The sequence below is a fragment of the Psychrobacter pasteurii genome (genome assembly GCF_900162815.1).
Taxonomy (GTDB): Bacteria; Pseudomonadota; Gammaproteobacteria; order Pseudomonadales; family Moraxellaceae; genus Psychrobacter; species Psychrobacter pasteurii.
This window is the reverse complement of the sequence record NZ_FUGD01000076.1, coordinates 15,097-31,709: the sequence shown is the minus strand read 5'-3', so window position 1 is coordinate 31,709 and position 16,613 is coordinate 15,097. Positions and strand designations below refer to the sequence as shown.

Annotated in this window: 11 protein-coding genes; 9 read left to right on the top strand and 2 right to left on the bottom strand. The window is 44.7% G+C overall.

The annotated features are described in order from the left end of the window. Positions 1–217 precede the first annotated feature (217 nt). Positions 218–2,251, top strand: coding sequence for a PhoX family protein (locus A1232T_RS06305; protein WP_077448616.1), 2,034 nt, complete (start codon positions 218–220; stop codon positions 2,249–2,251). Positions 2,252–2,389: 138 nt separating this feature from the next. Next, positions 2,390–3,838, top strand: a complete 1,449-nt coding sequence (locus A1232T_RS06300; protein WP_077448615.1) for a PGAP1-like alpha/beta domain-containing protein — start codon at positions 2,390–2,392, stop codon at positions 3,836–3,838. A 101-nt stretch (positions 3,839–3,939) separates the two neighbouring features. Here A1232T_RS06300 and hslO read toward each other — a convergent pair whose 3' ends face one another. Then, positions 3,940–4,869, bottom strand: a complete 930-nt coding sequence (gene hslO / locus A1232T_RS06295; protein ID WP_077448614.1) for an Hsp33 family molecular chaperone HslO — start codon at positions 4,867–4,869, stop codon at positions 3,940–3,942. Between the two features lie 642 nt (positions 4,870–5,511). On the opposite strand from hslO, the gene A1232T_RS06290 reads away from it, so the two are divergent. From A1232T_RS06290 to A1232T_RS06260, 7 genes are all read left to right on the top strand, one after another. Further along, positions 5,512–7,212, top strand: a complete 1,701-nt coding sequence (locus tag A1232T_RS06290) for an AMP-binding protein (RefSeq protein WP_077448663.1) — start codon at positions 5,512–5,514, stop codon at positions 7,210–7,212. 98 nt (positions 7,213–7,310) lie between these two features. Further along, positions 7,311–8,921, top strand: a complete 1,611-nt coding sequence (locus A1232T_RS06285) for a carboxyl transferase domain-containing protein (RefSeq protein ID WP_077448613.1) — start codon at positions 7,311–7,313, stop codon at positions 8,919–8,921. Between the two features lie 104 nt (positions 8,922–9,025). Then, positions 9,026–9,847, top strand: coding sequence for an enoyl-CoA hydratase/isomerase family protein (locus tag A1232T_RS06280; RefSeq protein ID WP_077448612.1), 822 nt, complete (start codon positions 9,026–9,028; stop codon positions 9,845–9,847). Positions 9,848–9,960: 113 nt separating this feature from the next. Then, positions 9,961–12,090: an acetyl/propionyl/methylcrotonyl-CoA carboxylase subunit alpha gene (locus A1232T_RS06275; RefSeq protein WP_077448611.1), complete on the top strand. Its 2,130-nt coding sequence runs from the start codon at positions 9,961–9,963 to the stop codon at positions 12,088–12,090. A 56-nt stretch (positions 12,091–12,146) separates the two neighbouring features. Further along, positions 12,147–13,058 (top strand): hydroxymethylglutaryl-CoA lyase, encoded by a 912-nt coding sequence (locus tag A1232T_RS06270; RefSeq protein ID WP_077448610.1) that lies wholly within the window; start codon positions 12,147–12,149, stop codon positions 13,056–13,058. Between the two features lie 69 nt (positions 13,059–13,127). Then, positions 13,128–14,315: an isovaleryl-CoA dehydrogenase gene (locus A1232T_RS06265; protein WP_077448609.1), complete on the top strand. Its 1,188-nt coding sequence runs from the start codon at positions 13,128–13,130 to the stop codon at positions 14,313–14,315. Positions 14,316–14,451: 136 nt separating this feature from the next. Continuing rightward, the gene (locus A1232T_RS06260; protein ID WP_077448608.1) at positions 14,452–15,849 is read left to right on the top strand and encodes an FAD-dependent oxidoreductase; all 1,398 of its coding nucleotides are present in this window, start codon (positions 14,452–14,454) and stop codon (positions 15,847–15,849) included. A 98-nt stretch (positions 15,850–15,947) separates the two neighbouring features. On the opposite strand, the gene A1232T_RS06255 is transcribed toward A1232T_RS06260, so the two are convergent. Further along, on the bottom strand, positions 15,948–16,529 hold the full coding sequence (locus A1232T_RS06255; protein WP_077448607.1) for a tetratricopeptide repeat protein: 582 nt from the start codon (positions 16,527–16,529) through the stop codon (positions 15,948–15,950). Positions 16,530–16,613 lie beyond the last annotated feature (84 nt).

Sequence of the window (16,613 nt, the reverse complement as noted above, 5' to 3'; positions counted from 1 at the left end):
CTAGCATTTAGAATAAAAAGCCGTCATTAATTTTAATGGCGGTTTTTTTATGGGGCAAACGGACGCCTTATATTTTGTCATATTTGTGTCATAAAACCTTAAACAGAGTGTCACTTAACTGTATTAGGCTAGGGCAATGTTTAACTTAAGCGGTTTTGAAAGCTGGTTTTTTAATGAACTTTGATAGTCTGGATTAAAATAATTTAAGGAATAAAAAATGACCCAAGTAGCTGAGAAAACAAGAGAAGCTAACCTGCATAGTCACGAGAATAGTGTGTCTCATGATACTGCCAATAAGATCTTACAAACATCGGCCACACGCAGAAGTGTTTTAACCTTTTTGGCTGGCGTGCCCATGCTGCCTTTGGCAGGTTGTACCACAGCTTCATCGATGGGTCAGGTTAGCCGTAACTCAGCTTCGACTCCTTTGATGCCTATGACCAAAGCGGTAAAGCAGGTCAAGTTTATCGGCATGGAGGCGCCTTCATTAGATAATCCCGAGCAGATGGCTACAGTTTATGTAGATTCAAAGATGCAGGCTGATTTTACCGATGGGTCTAAGCAAGTTTATGATTTGGCCTATACGCCATTTTTTATTACCGGAGACATGGTGCCAGACGGTCTTGGGGGAACAACACGCGCCGGCCAACTATACGATATCCATAATAAACCGCTATATGATGCTTCAGCCGGTCAGCCTGTTCCTTTTTATTCTAACTGTCCTGATGGCTCTTCATTAATCACTGTGAAAGGGGCAAAAGTTCCTGAGGTGAAAGGCAATCCAGTATTTGCTGTGGTGCAGTTTGAGTATGCCAGTATGGACCGTTCAGGCAAAGACACTTGGGGTCGTCTGCCTTCTCCGATTGCGGTATTAACTTTGGATCAAAACCCGACTACTGGGGAGCTAAAGCTGGTTAAATACCACAATATTGATACCTCTAAGGTTCATGGCTTATGGATTACGTGTGGCGCTTCATTGTCACCCTGGGGAACGCATTTGTCTTCTGAAGAGTATGAGCCGGATGCGCATAACTTGGCAGGAGAGGATGATGGTAAATTCCTTGATTTTAGTAAAGCGTTATATGGCGATCAGAATAAAGCCAACCCTTATCATTATGGTCATATGCCAGAAGTTTTCGTCAATCCGGATGGCACAGGTTTTGTGAAAAAGCACTATAACCTAGGCCGTATTTCTCATGAATTAATTCAGATGATGCCCGATGAGCGTACTGCCCTAATGGGGGATGATACCACCAACGGCGGACTGTTTATGTTTGTGGCAGACAAGCCTCGTGATCTATCTTCAGGCCACTTATATGTCGCCAAAGTTAAACAGACTTCTGCAAAAGGGATTGGAACAGGGGAGTTTACAACGCAGTGGATTCATCTAGGTCACGCCACCAGTAATGAAATCGAGGCAATGGCCAATACCTTCAAGCCAGAAGAGATCATGAGTGTTAAATACCAAGATCCTAAAGACCCTAGCTATACCAAAATTTACTTTGGGGGTAAGCCAAACTGGGTTAAGTTAAATAGCAAAAATAAACATGCCGAAAAAGCCGCAGCTTTCTTAGAAACCCACCGTTATGCTGCTTTAAAAGGCGCTTCGATGGCCTTTAGTAAAATGGAGGGCACCACAATCAATATTAAAGACAAAGTGGCTTACTCCGCTATGGCTAGAATTGAAAAGTCGATGGTAGACCCCGTTAAGTATGGCGACCATGGCGTGCATGTGGCACTAAACAAGTCGGGTGCAGTCTATGCTCATAAGCTAAGTGGCGGACAAAAAACCATCAACAATGCGATGCCTATTAACTCAGAATGGGTGCCTGTCTCTATGTCGGTACCCCCGAATTTAGCAGGCCAAGACATCGCTGCCGATGAGCTAGGTAATAAGTCGCATCCTGACAAAATATCCTGCCCTGATAACATCAAGTATTCTGAAAAAATGCGTACTTTATTTATCGGTGAGGACTCAGGAACGCATGTGAATAACTTCTTATGGGCTTATAACGTGGATACTCATGAGCTAAGCCGTCTACTATCTACGCCGGCTGGTGCGGAATCAACGGGTTTACATGCCATTGATGAGGTAAATGGATTCACTTATATTATGAGTAACTTCCAGCACCCAGGTGAAGGACTGGCAGACAACCCGAAAGTGGCAGAAAAAGTACTGCCATTGATTAATCGTCACTATAAGGACAGTTATGGGGCGGCCGTCGGTTATCTAGGGTTGAAGCTAGAATAAAAACTAAAAATAACAGTTAAACTCTAGTTAAATAATAACAACTCTACAGAAACCTCAAGTATGTAACACTTGAGGTTTTTACTTTATGGGTAAGACAGGCTAATATGAAGCCTCTATCATAAATTACACTATCTGATTATGACTAACCCAAAACCTGTTGAAAGCTATAATTTATATGAGGCGTGTGATCTAATCACCTCTTCTCGTCCTGTGTTCTTAAATGAGCTCCATGAAAAGATGGACACGCTTGATATTCTTGATGAAGAAGAGATTATCAAGATGGCGGCTACCGACATGGGCAACCCTCGTAAAAGTACGCCACTCACAGTAGGGGATGTGTTTGAGGGATTGACGCATCTTGCGACCTCTGGTGTGCTAGAAGTCACTGAAATTGTGGAGTCTCTACACTCAGAGCTGCTGCTTAGACCTTTGGGCCGCTTTAATGAAGATTCTTTGGCACGTTGGCAAAATGGGTTTACCCGTAAGTTTTACAATGGCATGCGCTTTTTAGTACAAAAAGTGGGTACAGGTATCACCCAGACCAATATCAAGGTGGCTCGTAAGGCCTTGAGACGCTACCATGATCGACGACTGCCTAATACTTTAAAGCAGGGAGTCAACATCATTAACGGTATGATTGGCGATCACTTAATTGACCAACAAAGCCCCCTTGCTGTGCCCATGACTCTTTATGATAGATATGGTCAGCCTTTGGGTAATACGCTGTCGGGTCGAATAGTTGTGCTCTGTCATGGCTTGGCTTTAAGCTATCTAAATTGGCACCCTTGTGAGGACGATAGCTTAGGCGAGAATATTGCTTTGGCTCAACCACAGTCGACTGTACTTTATTTAGACTACAATACCGGCAAGCGTATCTCGCAAAATGGACGCCGCCTTTCGCATATTATGAAGCAGTTGGTTGAAGAGAATCCTGACATCACCCAAATTGATTTGGTGGGCTATAGTATGGGTGGGCTGGTCGCTCGTAGTGCGCTGTTTTATGCAGAGCAAGAAGGACTAGATTGGATAGATCGAGCCGGTAACTTAGTGACTATAGGCACCCCTCATCAAGGCGCATTGCTTGAGCGCACAGGTCATTATTTGTTAGACATTATAGGTAAGGTACCTTTTGCCGCTTCCTTGTCTAAGATGGGCAATATCCGCAGTGCGGGCATTATTGATTTGCGTCATGGCAGTATTCGTGATGAGGACTGGAAATACCTAAAACAGCGCGATGTCTTACCAGAAGAATTTCGTCATCCCACAAAGCTGCCTCGCCATGTCAGAACTTATTTCATTGCAGGCTCTATCGCCGAGGGGATATATGACTCTAAGGCCACAAACTTGGTAGGCGATGGCTTAGTAACCGTCGAGTCTGCGTTAGGGGAAGCCGGAGAGCTGCATACGCTGTATGTACCAGAAGGGCGCAAAGCGGTTTTCTATGGTGTGAACCACCTAAACCTACAATATGACCGCCGGATTCACTATCAGATTATAGAGTGGCTAAATGACAATGGCCGAAGTGACTCTGCGCTAAAGCCACGTACAGAGTCATTCGCCGATGATGATATTGAAGTTGTGGTCTAAAGAGACCCCTAAAAAAACCTCCTAAGCTTAGCCTAGGAGGTTTTTTTATAGCTAAATTATTAAATCATTAAGTCATTCAGCATTAATTAGCAAAAGGTCAATTAGCTAAAAATCTCTTCGATATCGGCTTTATTGAACTTATAGATAGAGCCACAGAAGCCACAATCCATCTCAAAAGTGCCGCCTTGCTCTTCAACGATTTCTAAGGCTTCAGCTTCCCCAATTTGAGCGATGGCTGCTTCACATTTGTCACGAGAACAAGTGCAACCAAATTCTAGGGCCACAGGATCTGGCGCCACTACGCTCTCTTCGTTATACAAACGATAGATGATTTCATTGGCATCCAGTGTGGTTAGCTCTTCAAACTTCACAGTACGAGTCAGTAGGGTTAATCGTGTCCATAGGTCATCATCGATGCCTGCGGTCTCATCCTGCTCTACTTGATACTGCTCTTCTGCGGTGCGAGGCAACATCTGCACTAAGATACCGCCAGCTTGCAGGCCATCACAGGCTAAGTTAATTAGCGTTGGAATCTGTGCTGATTGTAGCTGGTAGTGTGCCAAACACTCGGCTAGATTGTTATGGCTTCTTTCAACGATACCTTGATAGGCTTCCCCTTTGGCAGGCTGAATATTAATGAACATAACCCCTTTGCCCACAGCGCCTAATTCAGCGAAGGCCTCATCGGCACTGGCTTTGTTGGCCCAAGCTTGTTGCTGCTCTTCGGTCTCATTTTTCCAGCTGGCTAAAGCACGAATGATACCTGATTGGTCACATTCTGCCATGGCCCAATTTAGTAAACTGCTTTCATCTGAGGACTGTAGCTGAATAGATAAAGTCCCATCAATTTTAAGCGTACCAATCAATAAGCTGGCTGCCGTCAACATCTCGCCCAATAATCGCTTGATTGATTCAGGATACTCTTTTTGTGCAGTGATGGTGGCATAGCTATGTTGTAAGCGGACCACATCACCACGAACAGGTGAGTCTGCGATAAAAAAGCGTTGACGTAAATCAGTAAGTTCGGTCATTTAGTGTCTCAATCAGTTGTATAGTGCGGTTATCAATTAAATAGTTTTGAGTAAGTTAGTAAAATTATATGGGGGATGCTGTCCAGTTTATCAATATAAAAATAAGGAAGAAAGATAAGTTTTTTAGGGATAACGTAGTCAAATTCACAGAATAAGTGAGCAGATAAATAAAATTTGGCAGACAGCTTAGGTTGACATCGACCATGATTAGCCTTTATATTAGGGCAGTAAACAGATGTGTCCTGATATGGCTTGGTTATAAGACTAAGTTACTGTTTTAGAAATAAATAAACAGTTTAGGTGAGCAGTCTTATTTGCCTAAAGTCCGTTTTAAGACCTATCAGCAACACAGTTATGGTGACCCACCAAATGTCACCGATATCATAATTTTCCAAAAGGATTTTGGGCAGGTTAGCGCCTTATCACTGCGACCGTTGGTGCAGGAAGATAAAGTGTTAACCCTATTTTTATATAGTTAACAGCTATGTAGTTTTCACAACAACGTTAATGGTAATAACGTTCATAGCAACGAAAGGATTCGTTATGATTGGTTCTGTCAATTCTTCAAGTAATACCTCCAACGCTTCTTCTGTTTCAAAAAAAAATCCCCCTGTTGATCTAAGCGCCTTACAAGGCGTCAGTATGGGCGCAAAATCTGCCAATGCGCCTTTAAAAATGAGCCATGATCGTGGGCCAGAAACTCCGCTCATTGAAGCCACTATTGGTGATTTCTTTGATGCCGTGGTTGAAAAATATCCCGACAGAGAGGCTTTAGTTGTCTGTCATCAAAATATCCGATGGACTTATCGTGAGCTACAGCAAAAAGTGAATCAACTCGCCAGTGCCATGATTGAAATGGGGCTGGAGATTGGTGATCGTGTCGGTATCTGGTCGCATAACAATGCTGAGTGGCTACTGATGCAACTGGCTACCGCGAAAGTGGGTGTGATTCTAGTAAACATCAACCCTGCCTATCGTAGCTTTGAGCTGCAATATGCTTTAAACAAATTAGGCTGTACGGCGCTGGTATTAATGCGTCACTTTAAGACCAGTGACTATGCCAATATCATCCGTGAATTATGTCCTGAGATTTATCACAAGCCTTACTATCAGCTGGATCTGGTCGAGATTCCTACGGTTGAGCGTATCATCTGGATTGATGAGCCGGGCAGTGATGAAGAGTTTGGCTTTATGCAGAAGTTCTCAGAATGGATGCAAGACGGTGATGCCAATGACCCCCGTGTGGCTGAGCGTCAGGCACAGCTCAAAAACACCGATGCCATCAACGTTCAGTTTACCAGTGGTACCACAGGTACCCCTAAAGGTGCGACGCTAACTCACCGCAATATCTTAAATAATGGCTACTTTATCGGTGAAGCGATGGACTTAAGCGAGGAGGATCGCTTATGTATTCCTGTGCCACTGTATCACTGCTTTGGTATGGTCTTAGGTAACTTAGCGATTTTAACCCATGGGGGTTGTATCGTTTATCCTAATGATGGGTTTGAGCCATTAAGCGTGTTAGAGGCGGTACAAAGCGAAAAATGTACGGCGTTGCATGGCGTACCGACCATGTTTATTGCAGAGCTAGATCACCCAGACTTTGATAAATACGACTTATCGACCTTACGTACCGGCATTATGGCGGGTTCAAGCTGTCCGATTGAGGTCATGCGCCGTGTTATCGATGAGATGCACATGAGTGAGGTCACCATTGCTTATGGTATGACTGAGACCAGCCCAGTATCTTGTCAGACCAACAAACACACACCGCTTGAAAAGCAGGTGTCGACTGTCGGCTTAGTACAGCCAAATTTAGAAGTAAAAATTGTGGATACCGAAACTGGTGAGGTAGTGCCAGTTGGTGAAACCGGTGAGCTATTAACCAAAGGCTATTCGGTGATGAAAGGCTACTGGGGTAGTCGATTTAAGACCAAACAATCCATTCAAGATGGCTGGATGCACACCGGTGACCTAGCGACCATGGATGAAGAGGGTTATATTAAAGTCGTTGGCCGTAGTAAAGATATGGTTATCCGTGGTGGTGAGAATATCTATCCGGTCGAGATTGAAAACTACTTATACCGTCATCCAAAAATCAGTGATGTACAGATTGTGGGTGTCCCTGACAAAAAATACGGTGAGGTACTGGCCGCTTGGATTATCCCAAGAAAAGGTGTGGAGCTAACAGAGGATGAGGTTAAGCAGTTCTGTAAGGACAACATTGCTCATTATAAAGTGCCGCAGTACTACCGCTTTGTCACTGAGTATCCAATGACCATCACCGGTAAAATCCAGAAGTACAAAATCACTGAGATGATGATCGAAGAATTGGGGTTATAAATCCTAAGAAGTGCGTAACCATTAATTATAAATAACCGCCACTGTAAACCAATACTTAGTACAAATAGTGGCGAGTAAAATCATAGATAAGGGATGTCATGAGTGCCATTATTAACAGTAAGCTGAGTCCGAATTCAAAAGAGTTTGCCGACAATACTGCAGCCATGCAGGCAGTAGTAGATGATTTACACGCGCATCTAAAGAAGATTGCACAAGGAGGCCCAGAGCACTCTCGGGCCAAGCATTTAGCTCGTGGCAAGTTGTTACCACGTGAGCGTGTTGAACGTCTTTTGGATCCGGGAACCGCTTTCTTAGAGGTGGCACCGATGGCTGCCTTTGATATGTATGATGCCGACATTCCTGCGGCAGGTGTGATTGCAGGTATTGGCCGTATCAATGGCATTGAATGTATGATTGTCTGTAACGATGCGACTGTTAAAGGCGGTACTTACTATCCAATGACGGTCAAAAAGCATTTACGCGCACAAGAAATCGCGCAAGAGAACAACCTGCCTTGTGTATATCTGGTTGACTCAGGTGGTGCTAACTTGCCGAACCAAGATGAAGTGTTCCCAGACAAAGAGCACTTTGGACGTATCTTCTTTAACCAGGCCAACATGAGTGCGGCCGGTATTCCGCAAATTGCAGTGGTCATGGGTAGCTGTACCGCAGGTGGTGCTTACGTTCCGGCAATGAGTGATGAGTCTATCATCGTTAAGGAGCAAGGCACTATCTTCTTAGGCGGTCCACCACTGGTTAAAGCGGCTACGGGTGAGGTGGTGAGTGCAGAAGACTTAGGCGGTGGTGATGTGCATACCCGTTTATCTGGTGTGGTGGATTATCTGGCACAAAACGATTTGCACGCCTTATCGCTGGCACGTGATATTGTCGGTAACTTAAACCGCCCGCCAAAACAAATCCCCAATCAAATCGAACCACGCGAACCAAAATACGATGCCAAAGAGCTGTATGGCGTGATTCCAACCGATACCCGTAAGCCGTTTGATATTCGTGAAATCATTGCGCGTATTGTGGACGCCAGTGAATTTGATGAATTCAAGGCCCGTTTTGCGACTACTTTAGTCTGTGGTTTTGCTTATATTGAAGGCATGAAAGTCGGTATTATTGCCAACAACGGTATCTTATTTAGTGAGTCAGCTCAAAAAGGCACTCACTTTATTGAGCTGTGCTGTAAGCGCAATATTCCCTTGGTGTTCTTACAGAATATCACCGGTTTTATGGTTGGCCGTAAATATGAGAACGAAGGTATCGCCCGTCATGGCGCGAAAATGGTAATGGCCGTTGCCAATGCCAAAGTACCTAAGTTCACAGTCATTGTTGGCGGCTCATTTGGTGCTGGTAACTATGGTATGTGTGGACGTGCGTATAGCCCAAGATTCTTATGGATGTGGCCGAATGCGCGCATTTCAGTGATGGGTGGTGAGCAAGCAGCATCGGTATTGGCCACAGTTAAACGTGACAATATTGAGCGCAAAGGTGAGACGTGGAGCGCCGAGGAAGAAGAGGCGTTCAAAGCTCCTTATAAAGAGATGTACGAAAAACAAGGTCATCCTTATTATGCCAGCGCCCGCTTGTGGGATGACGGCGTAATTGATCCTGCTGATACTCGCAAAGTATTGGCACTTGGATTAAGCGCGGCTTATAACGCTGAAATTGAAGAGACTAAGTTTGGCGTGTTTAGAATGTAAGCCTAGGTTTTCATTAACTTTAGCGGCTTATGCCTCAAAGCCTTAGATTACAGGCAAACTCAACCACTTTCATGAATGCAAGAATAAGAGATAACGAGAACCTTATGACAACCAGCTTACCCTCTCAGTTAGCGCCCTTAGCAGAGCTTGATACCTTAAAAGTTAGCGTCGAAGATTATATTGCTACCGTCACACTCGCGCGCCCAGACAAGCGCAACGCCTTTAATGATGACGTCATCGAAGAGTTAAACCAAGCTTTTACTCAACTAGGCAATAGCAAGGATGTGCGAGTCATTGTTCTAGCAGCCGAAGGCAAAGCGTTTTGTGCCGGTGCTGATCTAAACTGGATGCGTGCCATGGCTGATTACAGCCGGGAAGAGAACCTTGCAGATGCCGATAAATTGGCGCAAATGCTCAAGGTGATTTATAGCTGTCCAAAGCCTACCATTGCTGCTATTCAAGGAGACGTTTATGCTGGTGGTGTCGGACTGATTTCTGCTTGTGATATCGCGATAGCTGTGGAATCTGCTAATTTTTGCTTGAGCGAGGTTCGTTTAGGTTTAGTGCCAGCGACTATCAGCCCTTACGTTATCAGAGCTATGGGGGCTCGTGCTACTCACCGTTATTTCTTAACCGCAGAAGTATTTGATGCCGTCGAGGCACAGCGAGTCGGTCTTATTCATGAAAGCGTGGCCACTGAAGAGCTGGATGAAAAAGTCGCTTCTGTGGCCAAAAAGCTCCGTAACAACAGTCCAAACGCGGTGAAAGAGTGTAAGCAACTGGTGCAATATGTTGCAGGTGAGACCATTGATGAGTCGCTGATTGCACAAACCGTGGAAGGCATTGCGGATATTCGTGCCTCTGATGAAGGTAAAGAAGGGGTGCAATCCTTCTTGCAAAAACGTAAGCCAAATTGGTTAAGTTAGTATTCAGTATTATAAAATTCTCCCCCTTTATTGAGTGCTAGATTCATAGATAATAAAGGAATAAATACATATAGGGCCATATTGTAAAAGAGCCAACTTCTAAAGGAATAGCTATGTTTTCTAAAATTTTAATCGCCAACCGTGGAGAGATTGCTTGTCGAGTGGCAGCCACTGCGAAGCGTATGGGCGTACGTACGGTAGCGGTCTACTCTGACGCTGACCGATATGCCAAGCATGTTAGTGCTTGTGATGAAGCCGTTTACTTAGGAGGCTCAGCGCCAAAAGACAGTTATCTTAAAGGTGACTTGCTGATTAAAATTGCGCAAGAGACAGGGGCGCAGGCCATTCACCCAGGTTATGGCTTCTTAAGTGAAAACGCCTCTTTTGCCAAAGCATGTGAAGATGCGGGCATTGTGTTTATTGGTCCTTCAGCCTCAGCCATCACTGCAATGGGGCTTAAGTCAGAATCAAAGCAGCTGATGGAAACTGCTGGGGTACCTTTAATTCCAGGCTATCATGGTGACAATCAAGACCCTGAGTTTTTACATAAAGAGGCCGATAGAATTGGTTATCCCTTATTAATCAAAGCCAGCTCAGGCGGTGGTGGTAAGGGTATGCGTCTGGTAGAGCGCAGTGAAGATTTTATGGGTTTATTAGATTCTTGCCGCCGCGAAGCCATTACTAGCTTTGGTAATGATGCGATGCTTATCGAAAAATACGCCTTAAACCCGCGTCATATTGAAATCCAAGTATTTGGTGATAGCCATGGCAACTATGTTCATTTATTTGAGCGTGATTGCTCGGTACAGCGCCGCCACCAAAAAGTATTGGAAGAAGCGCCAGCTCCTGGTGTTGATGAAGAAATGCGTCAAGCCATGGGAACAGCTGCCATCAATGCTGCCCGTGCAGTGAACTATGTCGGTGCAGGTACGGTTGAGTTTATCGTAGAGCAGCGTCCAAGTGCAGATGGTAAGGTCGAGATGGGCTTTTATTTCATGGAAATGAACACCCGCCTGCAGGTAGAGCACCCAGTGACAGAAGCCATTACCGGTATGGACTTGGTTGAGTGGCAATTATTGGTAGCGGCAGGGGGAGAGATCCCGGTTAAACAAGAGCAGTTATCGATTCAAGGTCATGCCATCGAAGCGCGTATCTGTGCTGAGAACCCAGACAATGAATTCTTACCTGCGACCGGTACTTTATTTACTTACCGTAAGCCTGAGCATGCCAAATTTGACGTTGGTGCCGTCCGCGTTGATGATGGGGTAGAAGAGGGCGATGTGATTAGCCCATTCTATGACTCAATGATTGCGAAGCTGATTGTTCATGCCCCAACGCGTGAGCAAGCATTGGCAAAATTAGATCAAGCATTAGCACAAACAAGAATTGTCGGTCTTCCGAATAACGTAGCCTTTTTACGCCATGTTTTAGCGACTGAGTCGTTTAGCCAAGCTAAGTTAGATACCGCCTTAATTGAGCGTGAAAAAGAGGTGCTCTTTAATCAGCAACCCCTATCGTTACCACTAATGGTAGCTTCCGCTGTGGTGAATAAGCTAAACTCAGAGCAGCAGGCCAAATCTGCATATAATCAGACTCAAACCCAAGATCCCTTTAGCACCCTGGGCGGCTGGCGAGGCTATAGCGACTATCAGCGTGAGTTTGAATTATTGTTAAACCAAGGGGATGAAGAGCAAAGCTATATTGCCACCATTAACAATATTAAAGCCAACAGCTCACAAAGCTCAGACAGCAAAGGCGGTCAAACTTTTGATTTAACCCTAAAAGCGGCTGATAAAGACGAGCAAGACAAAACAGAGGCTGCTCAATCACCAGTATATAACGGCACCATTGAATACAGTACAGGCGACTCTGATAGCTATATATTGTGGATCGATGGACAGCGTAAAAGCCTACAAAGCTGGGTGGAAAATGAGAAGGTCCATATCTTTAGTGATGAAGGCAGTGGCAGCATTACCCTAATTGATCCGATGGCACATGTCGAAGGGGATTCTCAAGCCGCGGGTAGCTTAAAGTCACCAATGCCAGGCCAAGTTGTGGCTTTCAAAGTAGCTGCAGGAGATGAGGTGAAGCGTGGTCAACCGCTAGCCGTCATTGAGGCAATGAAGATTGAGCACACCATTAATGCTCCTGCGGATGGCGTAGTGGCAGAGTTTCTATTTGCTCCAGGCGACTTGGTAGCAGATGGTGATGAGCTGTTAAGACTAGAGACTGAACCTGCATAAGGGTTTTGTAATCTCTGCACAAACGCCTTATAACCCATAGAAGATGAGTAACGCCAATGAATTATCCAGACAAGGTTCAGATTATCGATGTTAGTCCTCGTGATGGACTACAGAACGAAAAGCAGACAGTACCCACTAAAATTAAGTTTGAATTGATTGAAGGCTTAATCGATGCGGGTATCAATAAGCTTGAAGCTACCAGTTTTGTGTCCCCAAAATGGGTGCCGCAAATGGGCGATAACAGCGAGCTTATGCAGTTGATTAATCAGTCGCGTAAACCTGAAGTTTGCTACTCGGTGCTAACACCAAATATGCGTGGTTTCGAAAACGCATTGGCTTTTTCTCCAGACGAAGTGGTTATCTTTGGGTCAGCCAGTGAAACTTTTAGCCAAAAGAATATCAACTGTAGTATTGATGAAAGTATCGAGCGCTTCGCCCCAGTAGCTGCAGCAGCTAAAGACGCCGGGATTAAAGTGCGCGGTGTGATCTCTTGTACAGTGGGTTGTCCTTACGAGGGGGAGATTGCTCCTAGTCAGGTGGCTTATGTGACCAAGCGTTTGGTAGAGATTGGGGCTGAGCATATTGGGGTGGCTGATACCATTGGTGTGGGTACGCCAATTAAAGTTCAAAATGCCCTAAAAGCGGCAATGGACTATATTGATGTGAAAGACATCTCAGGCCATTTCCACGATACTTATGGACAAGCTTTAGCCAATATTTTAACTTCTTTAAGTTTGGGAGTGGCACAGTATGACACCTCTGTTGCCGGCCTTGGCGGTTGTCCTTATGCTAAAGGAGCGACCGGTAACGTTGCCACAGAAGACGTGGTCTATATGCTGCACGGTATGGGTATTGAAACTGGCGTAGATTTGGATAAGCTAGTCTATATCGGTCAGCAAATCAGTGATTTTTTGGGCCGAACCAATGGTTCGAGAACAGCGAAAGCTTTATTGGCTAAGCAGCAATAATGCTTAGCCAAAAGCGTTAACTTAACTATTAATAGCAAACTATTAACAATCAACATAAAAAGGATATTTATGAGCTTACCAGGGTTAGATTTTCAGTTAGGGGAAGACATTCAGGCGCTTCGTGACACCGTTAGAGCTTTTGCCGAAAAAGAAATCATGCCACGTGCTGCTGAGATTGATAGCAGTGATGAGTTCCCGATGGACTTATGGCAAAAAATGGGTGACCTAGGCCTGCATGGTATTACCGTGCCAGAAGAGTACGGCGGTGTGGACATGGGTTATGTGGCGCATATGATTGCCATGGAAGAGATTAGCCGCGCTTCAGCCTCAGTTGCCCTAAGCTATGGCGCACACTCAAACTTGTGTGTGAACCAAATTAAGCGTAATGGTAGTGAAGAGCAAAAGCAGAAGTTTTTACCGAAATTAATCAGCGGTGAATTCGTCGGTGCTTTGGCCATGAGTGAGCCAGGTGCAGGCTCTGATGTGACAAGCATGAAGCTACGTGCTGAAGCAAAAGACGGCGGCTATGTGTTAAATGGTAGCAAGATGTGGATTACCAACGGTCCAGATGCCGATGTAATGGTAGTCTATGCTAAAACCAATCCAGAATTAGGTGCCAAAGGTATCACTGCTTTCTTAGTAGAGAAGGGCATGGAAGGCTTTGGCACAGCGCAGAAGCTAGATAAGCTAGGTATGCGTGGTAGTCATACTGGTGAGATGACCTTCAATAACGTATTTGTCCCTGAAGAAAACGTCATGGGTGGCCTAAATAACGGGGTCAAAGTATTGATGAGTGGTCTGGATTATGAACGTGCAGTATTGGCGGCAGGTCCAGTGGGCATCATGCAAGCGGTAATGGACAACGTTATCCCTTACATTCATGACCGTAAGCAGTTTGGTCAATCTATTGGTGAATTCCAGCTGATTCAAGGTAAAGTGGCTGACATGTACACCATTCTTCAAGCCGGTCGCAGCTTCTTATATACCGTAGGTAAAAACCTAGACATGCTTGATGAGCGCGGAGCAGGTCATAGCCGTGAAGTGCGTAAAGATTGTGCCAGTGTTATCTTGTGGTGTGCCGAAAAAGCAACTTGGATGGCAGGGGAAGGTATTCAAATCTTCGGCGGTAATGGCTACACCAATGAATATCCATTAGGCCGCTTCTGGCGTGATGCTAAGCTGTATGAGATTGGTGCCGGTACCAGTGAGATTCGCCGTATGTTGATTGGTCGTGAGCTATTTAACGAAACCAAGTAAGATGGCGGTTGATGTCTGATAATGATATTTAATCAACTAACGTCCCATTCTTAGGATTGGGGCGTTTTTTTATTGGATTAATAGTAATATAGACAATGAATAAGAAGTAAAAAGTTAAAATAAAAAAGGATGCACAATGAATATCACCCAATATGAGTGCCAAGCTTGTGGCTGGATTTACCCTCCACAATCCGATAATCAATCAAAACAGGTCGCTCAATTTACTGAGTTGACGGATAGTTTTAGTTGTCCCTTATGCGGAGTAGGTAAGTCTGAATTTCGCCCCGTTAATGAAGCCAATCAACAAGGCGAGTCTGATGCTGAGAGCGCTCAAAGTAACCGTCAGCAAATTATAATTATAGGGGCAGGGCTAGCAGGCTGGTCGGTAGTCGATGCGATACGAGCCTTGAATAAAGAGGTGGCCATTACTTTAATTGCTGCTGATAATGCAGATCGCTACCACAAGCCGATGCTGTCAGCCGCCTTTAGTCAAAAAAAGAGCGCCAAGGACTTGATACGTTTTACCGGGGAAGAGGCAGCCAACAAAGCAGATATTACACTGTTAGCCAACAGTAAAGTGCTCGCTATTGATAGTGATAATCGCAAGGTACTACTCGATAATGCTGAGCTTAGCTATGATAAGCTGGTTATGGCTATTGGGGCTGCTCCGGCGATTCCACCTAGTATAGATGCACAAAACGTATGGCATATTAATAATATCGGTAGCTTCAATGATATTGAGCAGGCGCTCTCAAACTCGAGTACACCCAAGCATATTGCCATCATTGGGGCAGGTATGGTGGGAACAGAAGTTGCTGAAGATTTAACCAAAGCAGGTCACAAAGTTAGCTTGTTAGATATGAATAAAGCGCCTTTGGCACTGATGTTACCGGAGGTCGCTAGCAGCAAAATCAAACAGGCAATAATCGACCAAGGTATTAATTTTATTGGCAATAGCCGAGTAGATAGCGTGTCTTCCCTGCCAGACGGGGGCTATCAGGTAGCGGTTACTGATTGTGGTGATAGCAGTCAACAAACGGTTGAAGTCGACCATATATTAGTGAGTACGGGGCTTAAAGTAGAAGAGACCTTGCCTCAAAGCGCCAAGTTAGACTTTAATAGGCTATGTGGTATATCGGTACAAGAGGCGACCTTGCAAAGTAGTGATCCGGATATTTATGCCATTGGGGATTGTATGTCGATTTCTGGAGCACCTTGTCGCTATGTGGCACCGCTTAGGGCTCAAGCCTCAACGATTGCTGAGCATCTTCTGGTCCATCTAGAGCAGCACCCTGCACAGGCAGATCAGGCTTATGAGCACAAAGCTTACGTGCATAAACCGCCTATGATTCGACTAAAAAACAAATCTATTTCTGTTAGTGCCACAGGAACGCCGACCGCAGATGAGCAGTATGGTAAATGGCAAGTGGTTAGTGATACGGAAACAGAGGTGGGTCAAGAGCTGGTATTACAGCAGGTAGCAGCAGATGGTACGGTAGTAGCAACAGCCACAGTTAAGAGTGCAAATAAATAAATTTGTAATGCTCATTTAGTCTTACAATTAAAAAAACCCAGCTAAGTGCTGGGTTTTTTTAATATTCGGCTAGCTAATGCTTCTTAGCTATTAACTATTTATTTGCTTTGGAACCAGCTGTCCGCTTGGTTGCGAGCTGTGGCCACATCAGAGCTTGATAAGTTTAGGGCCAATTGACCAATCTTACCACGTGCTTTAGTGCGAACTTCGTCGTTTAACATGCCATCACGAGCAGCAAGTTCATACCATTTATAAGCGTCTACCAGTTTACGCTGCTTTTCATCAATCAAGGCTAGAGTATAGCTAGCACGGTTATCACCACGTTTTGCAGCACGCTCTAACCAGTAACGGGCTTGCTGTTCGTTAACGGCAACGCCTTCACCGCGAGCATACATAATACCTAGGTTTAATTGAGCTGGAGTTACGTTTTGCTTAGCGGCACGAGTGTACCATTCGATTGCTTTTAATGAGTTTTTAGCAACGCCTTCCCCTTTTTGGTAGCGTTTTGCTAAGTAAAATTGCGCATGGTCATTACCTTGATTGGCACGACCCGTTAATTCATTGATATCCATCACCTCAAAACGAGACACGTCTAAAGGAACGTTGGCGATTAGATCTGCTTGAGCCAAACCTGCTGTTGCAAACAGAGCAGTGAATAGAGTTGCTTTTAAAAGTTTCATAGAGGTATCCAGAAATTGACTGTATTTAAACAAAAAAATTTAAACAAATATAAAGCGAAAATTTATTTATAAAATACTTAGAAT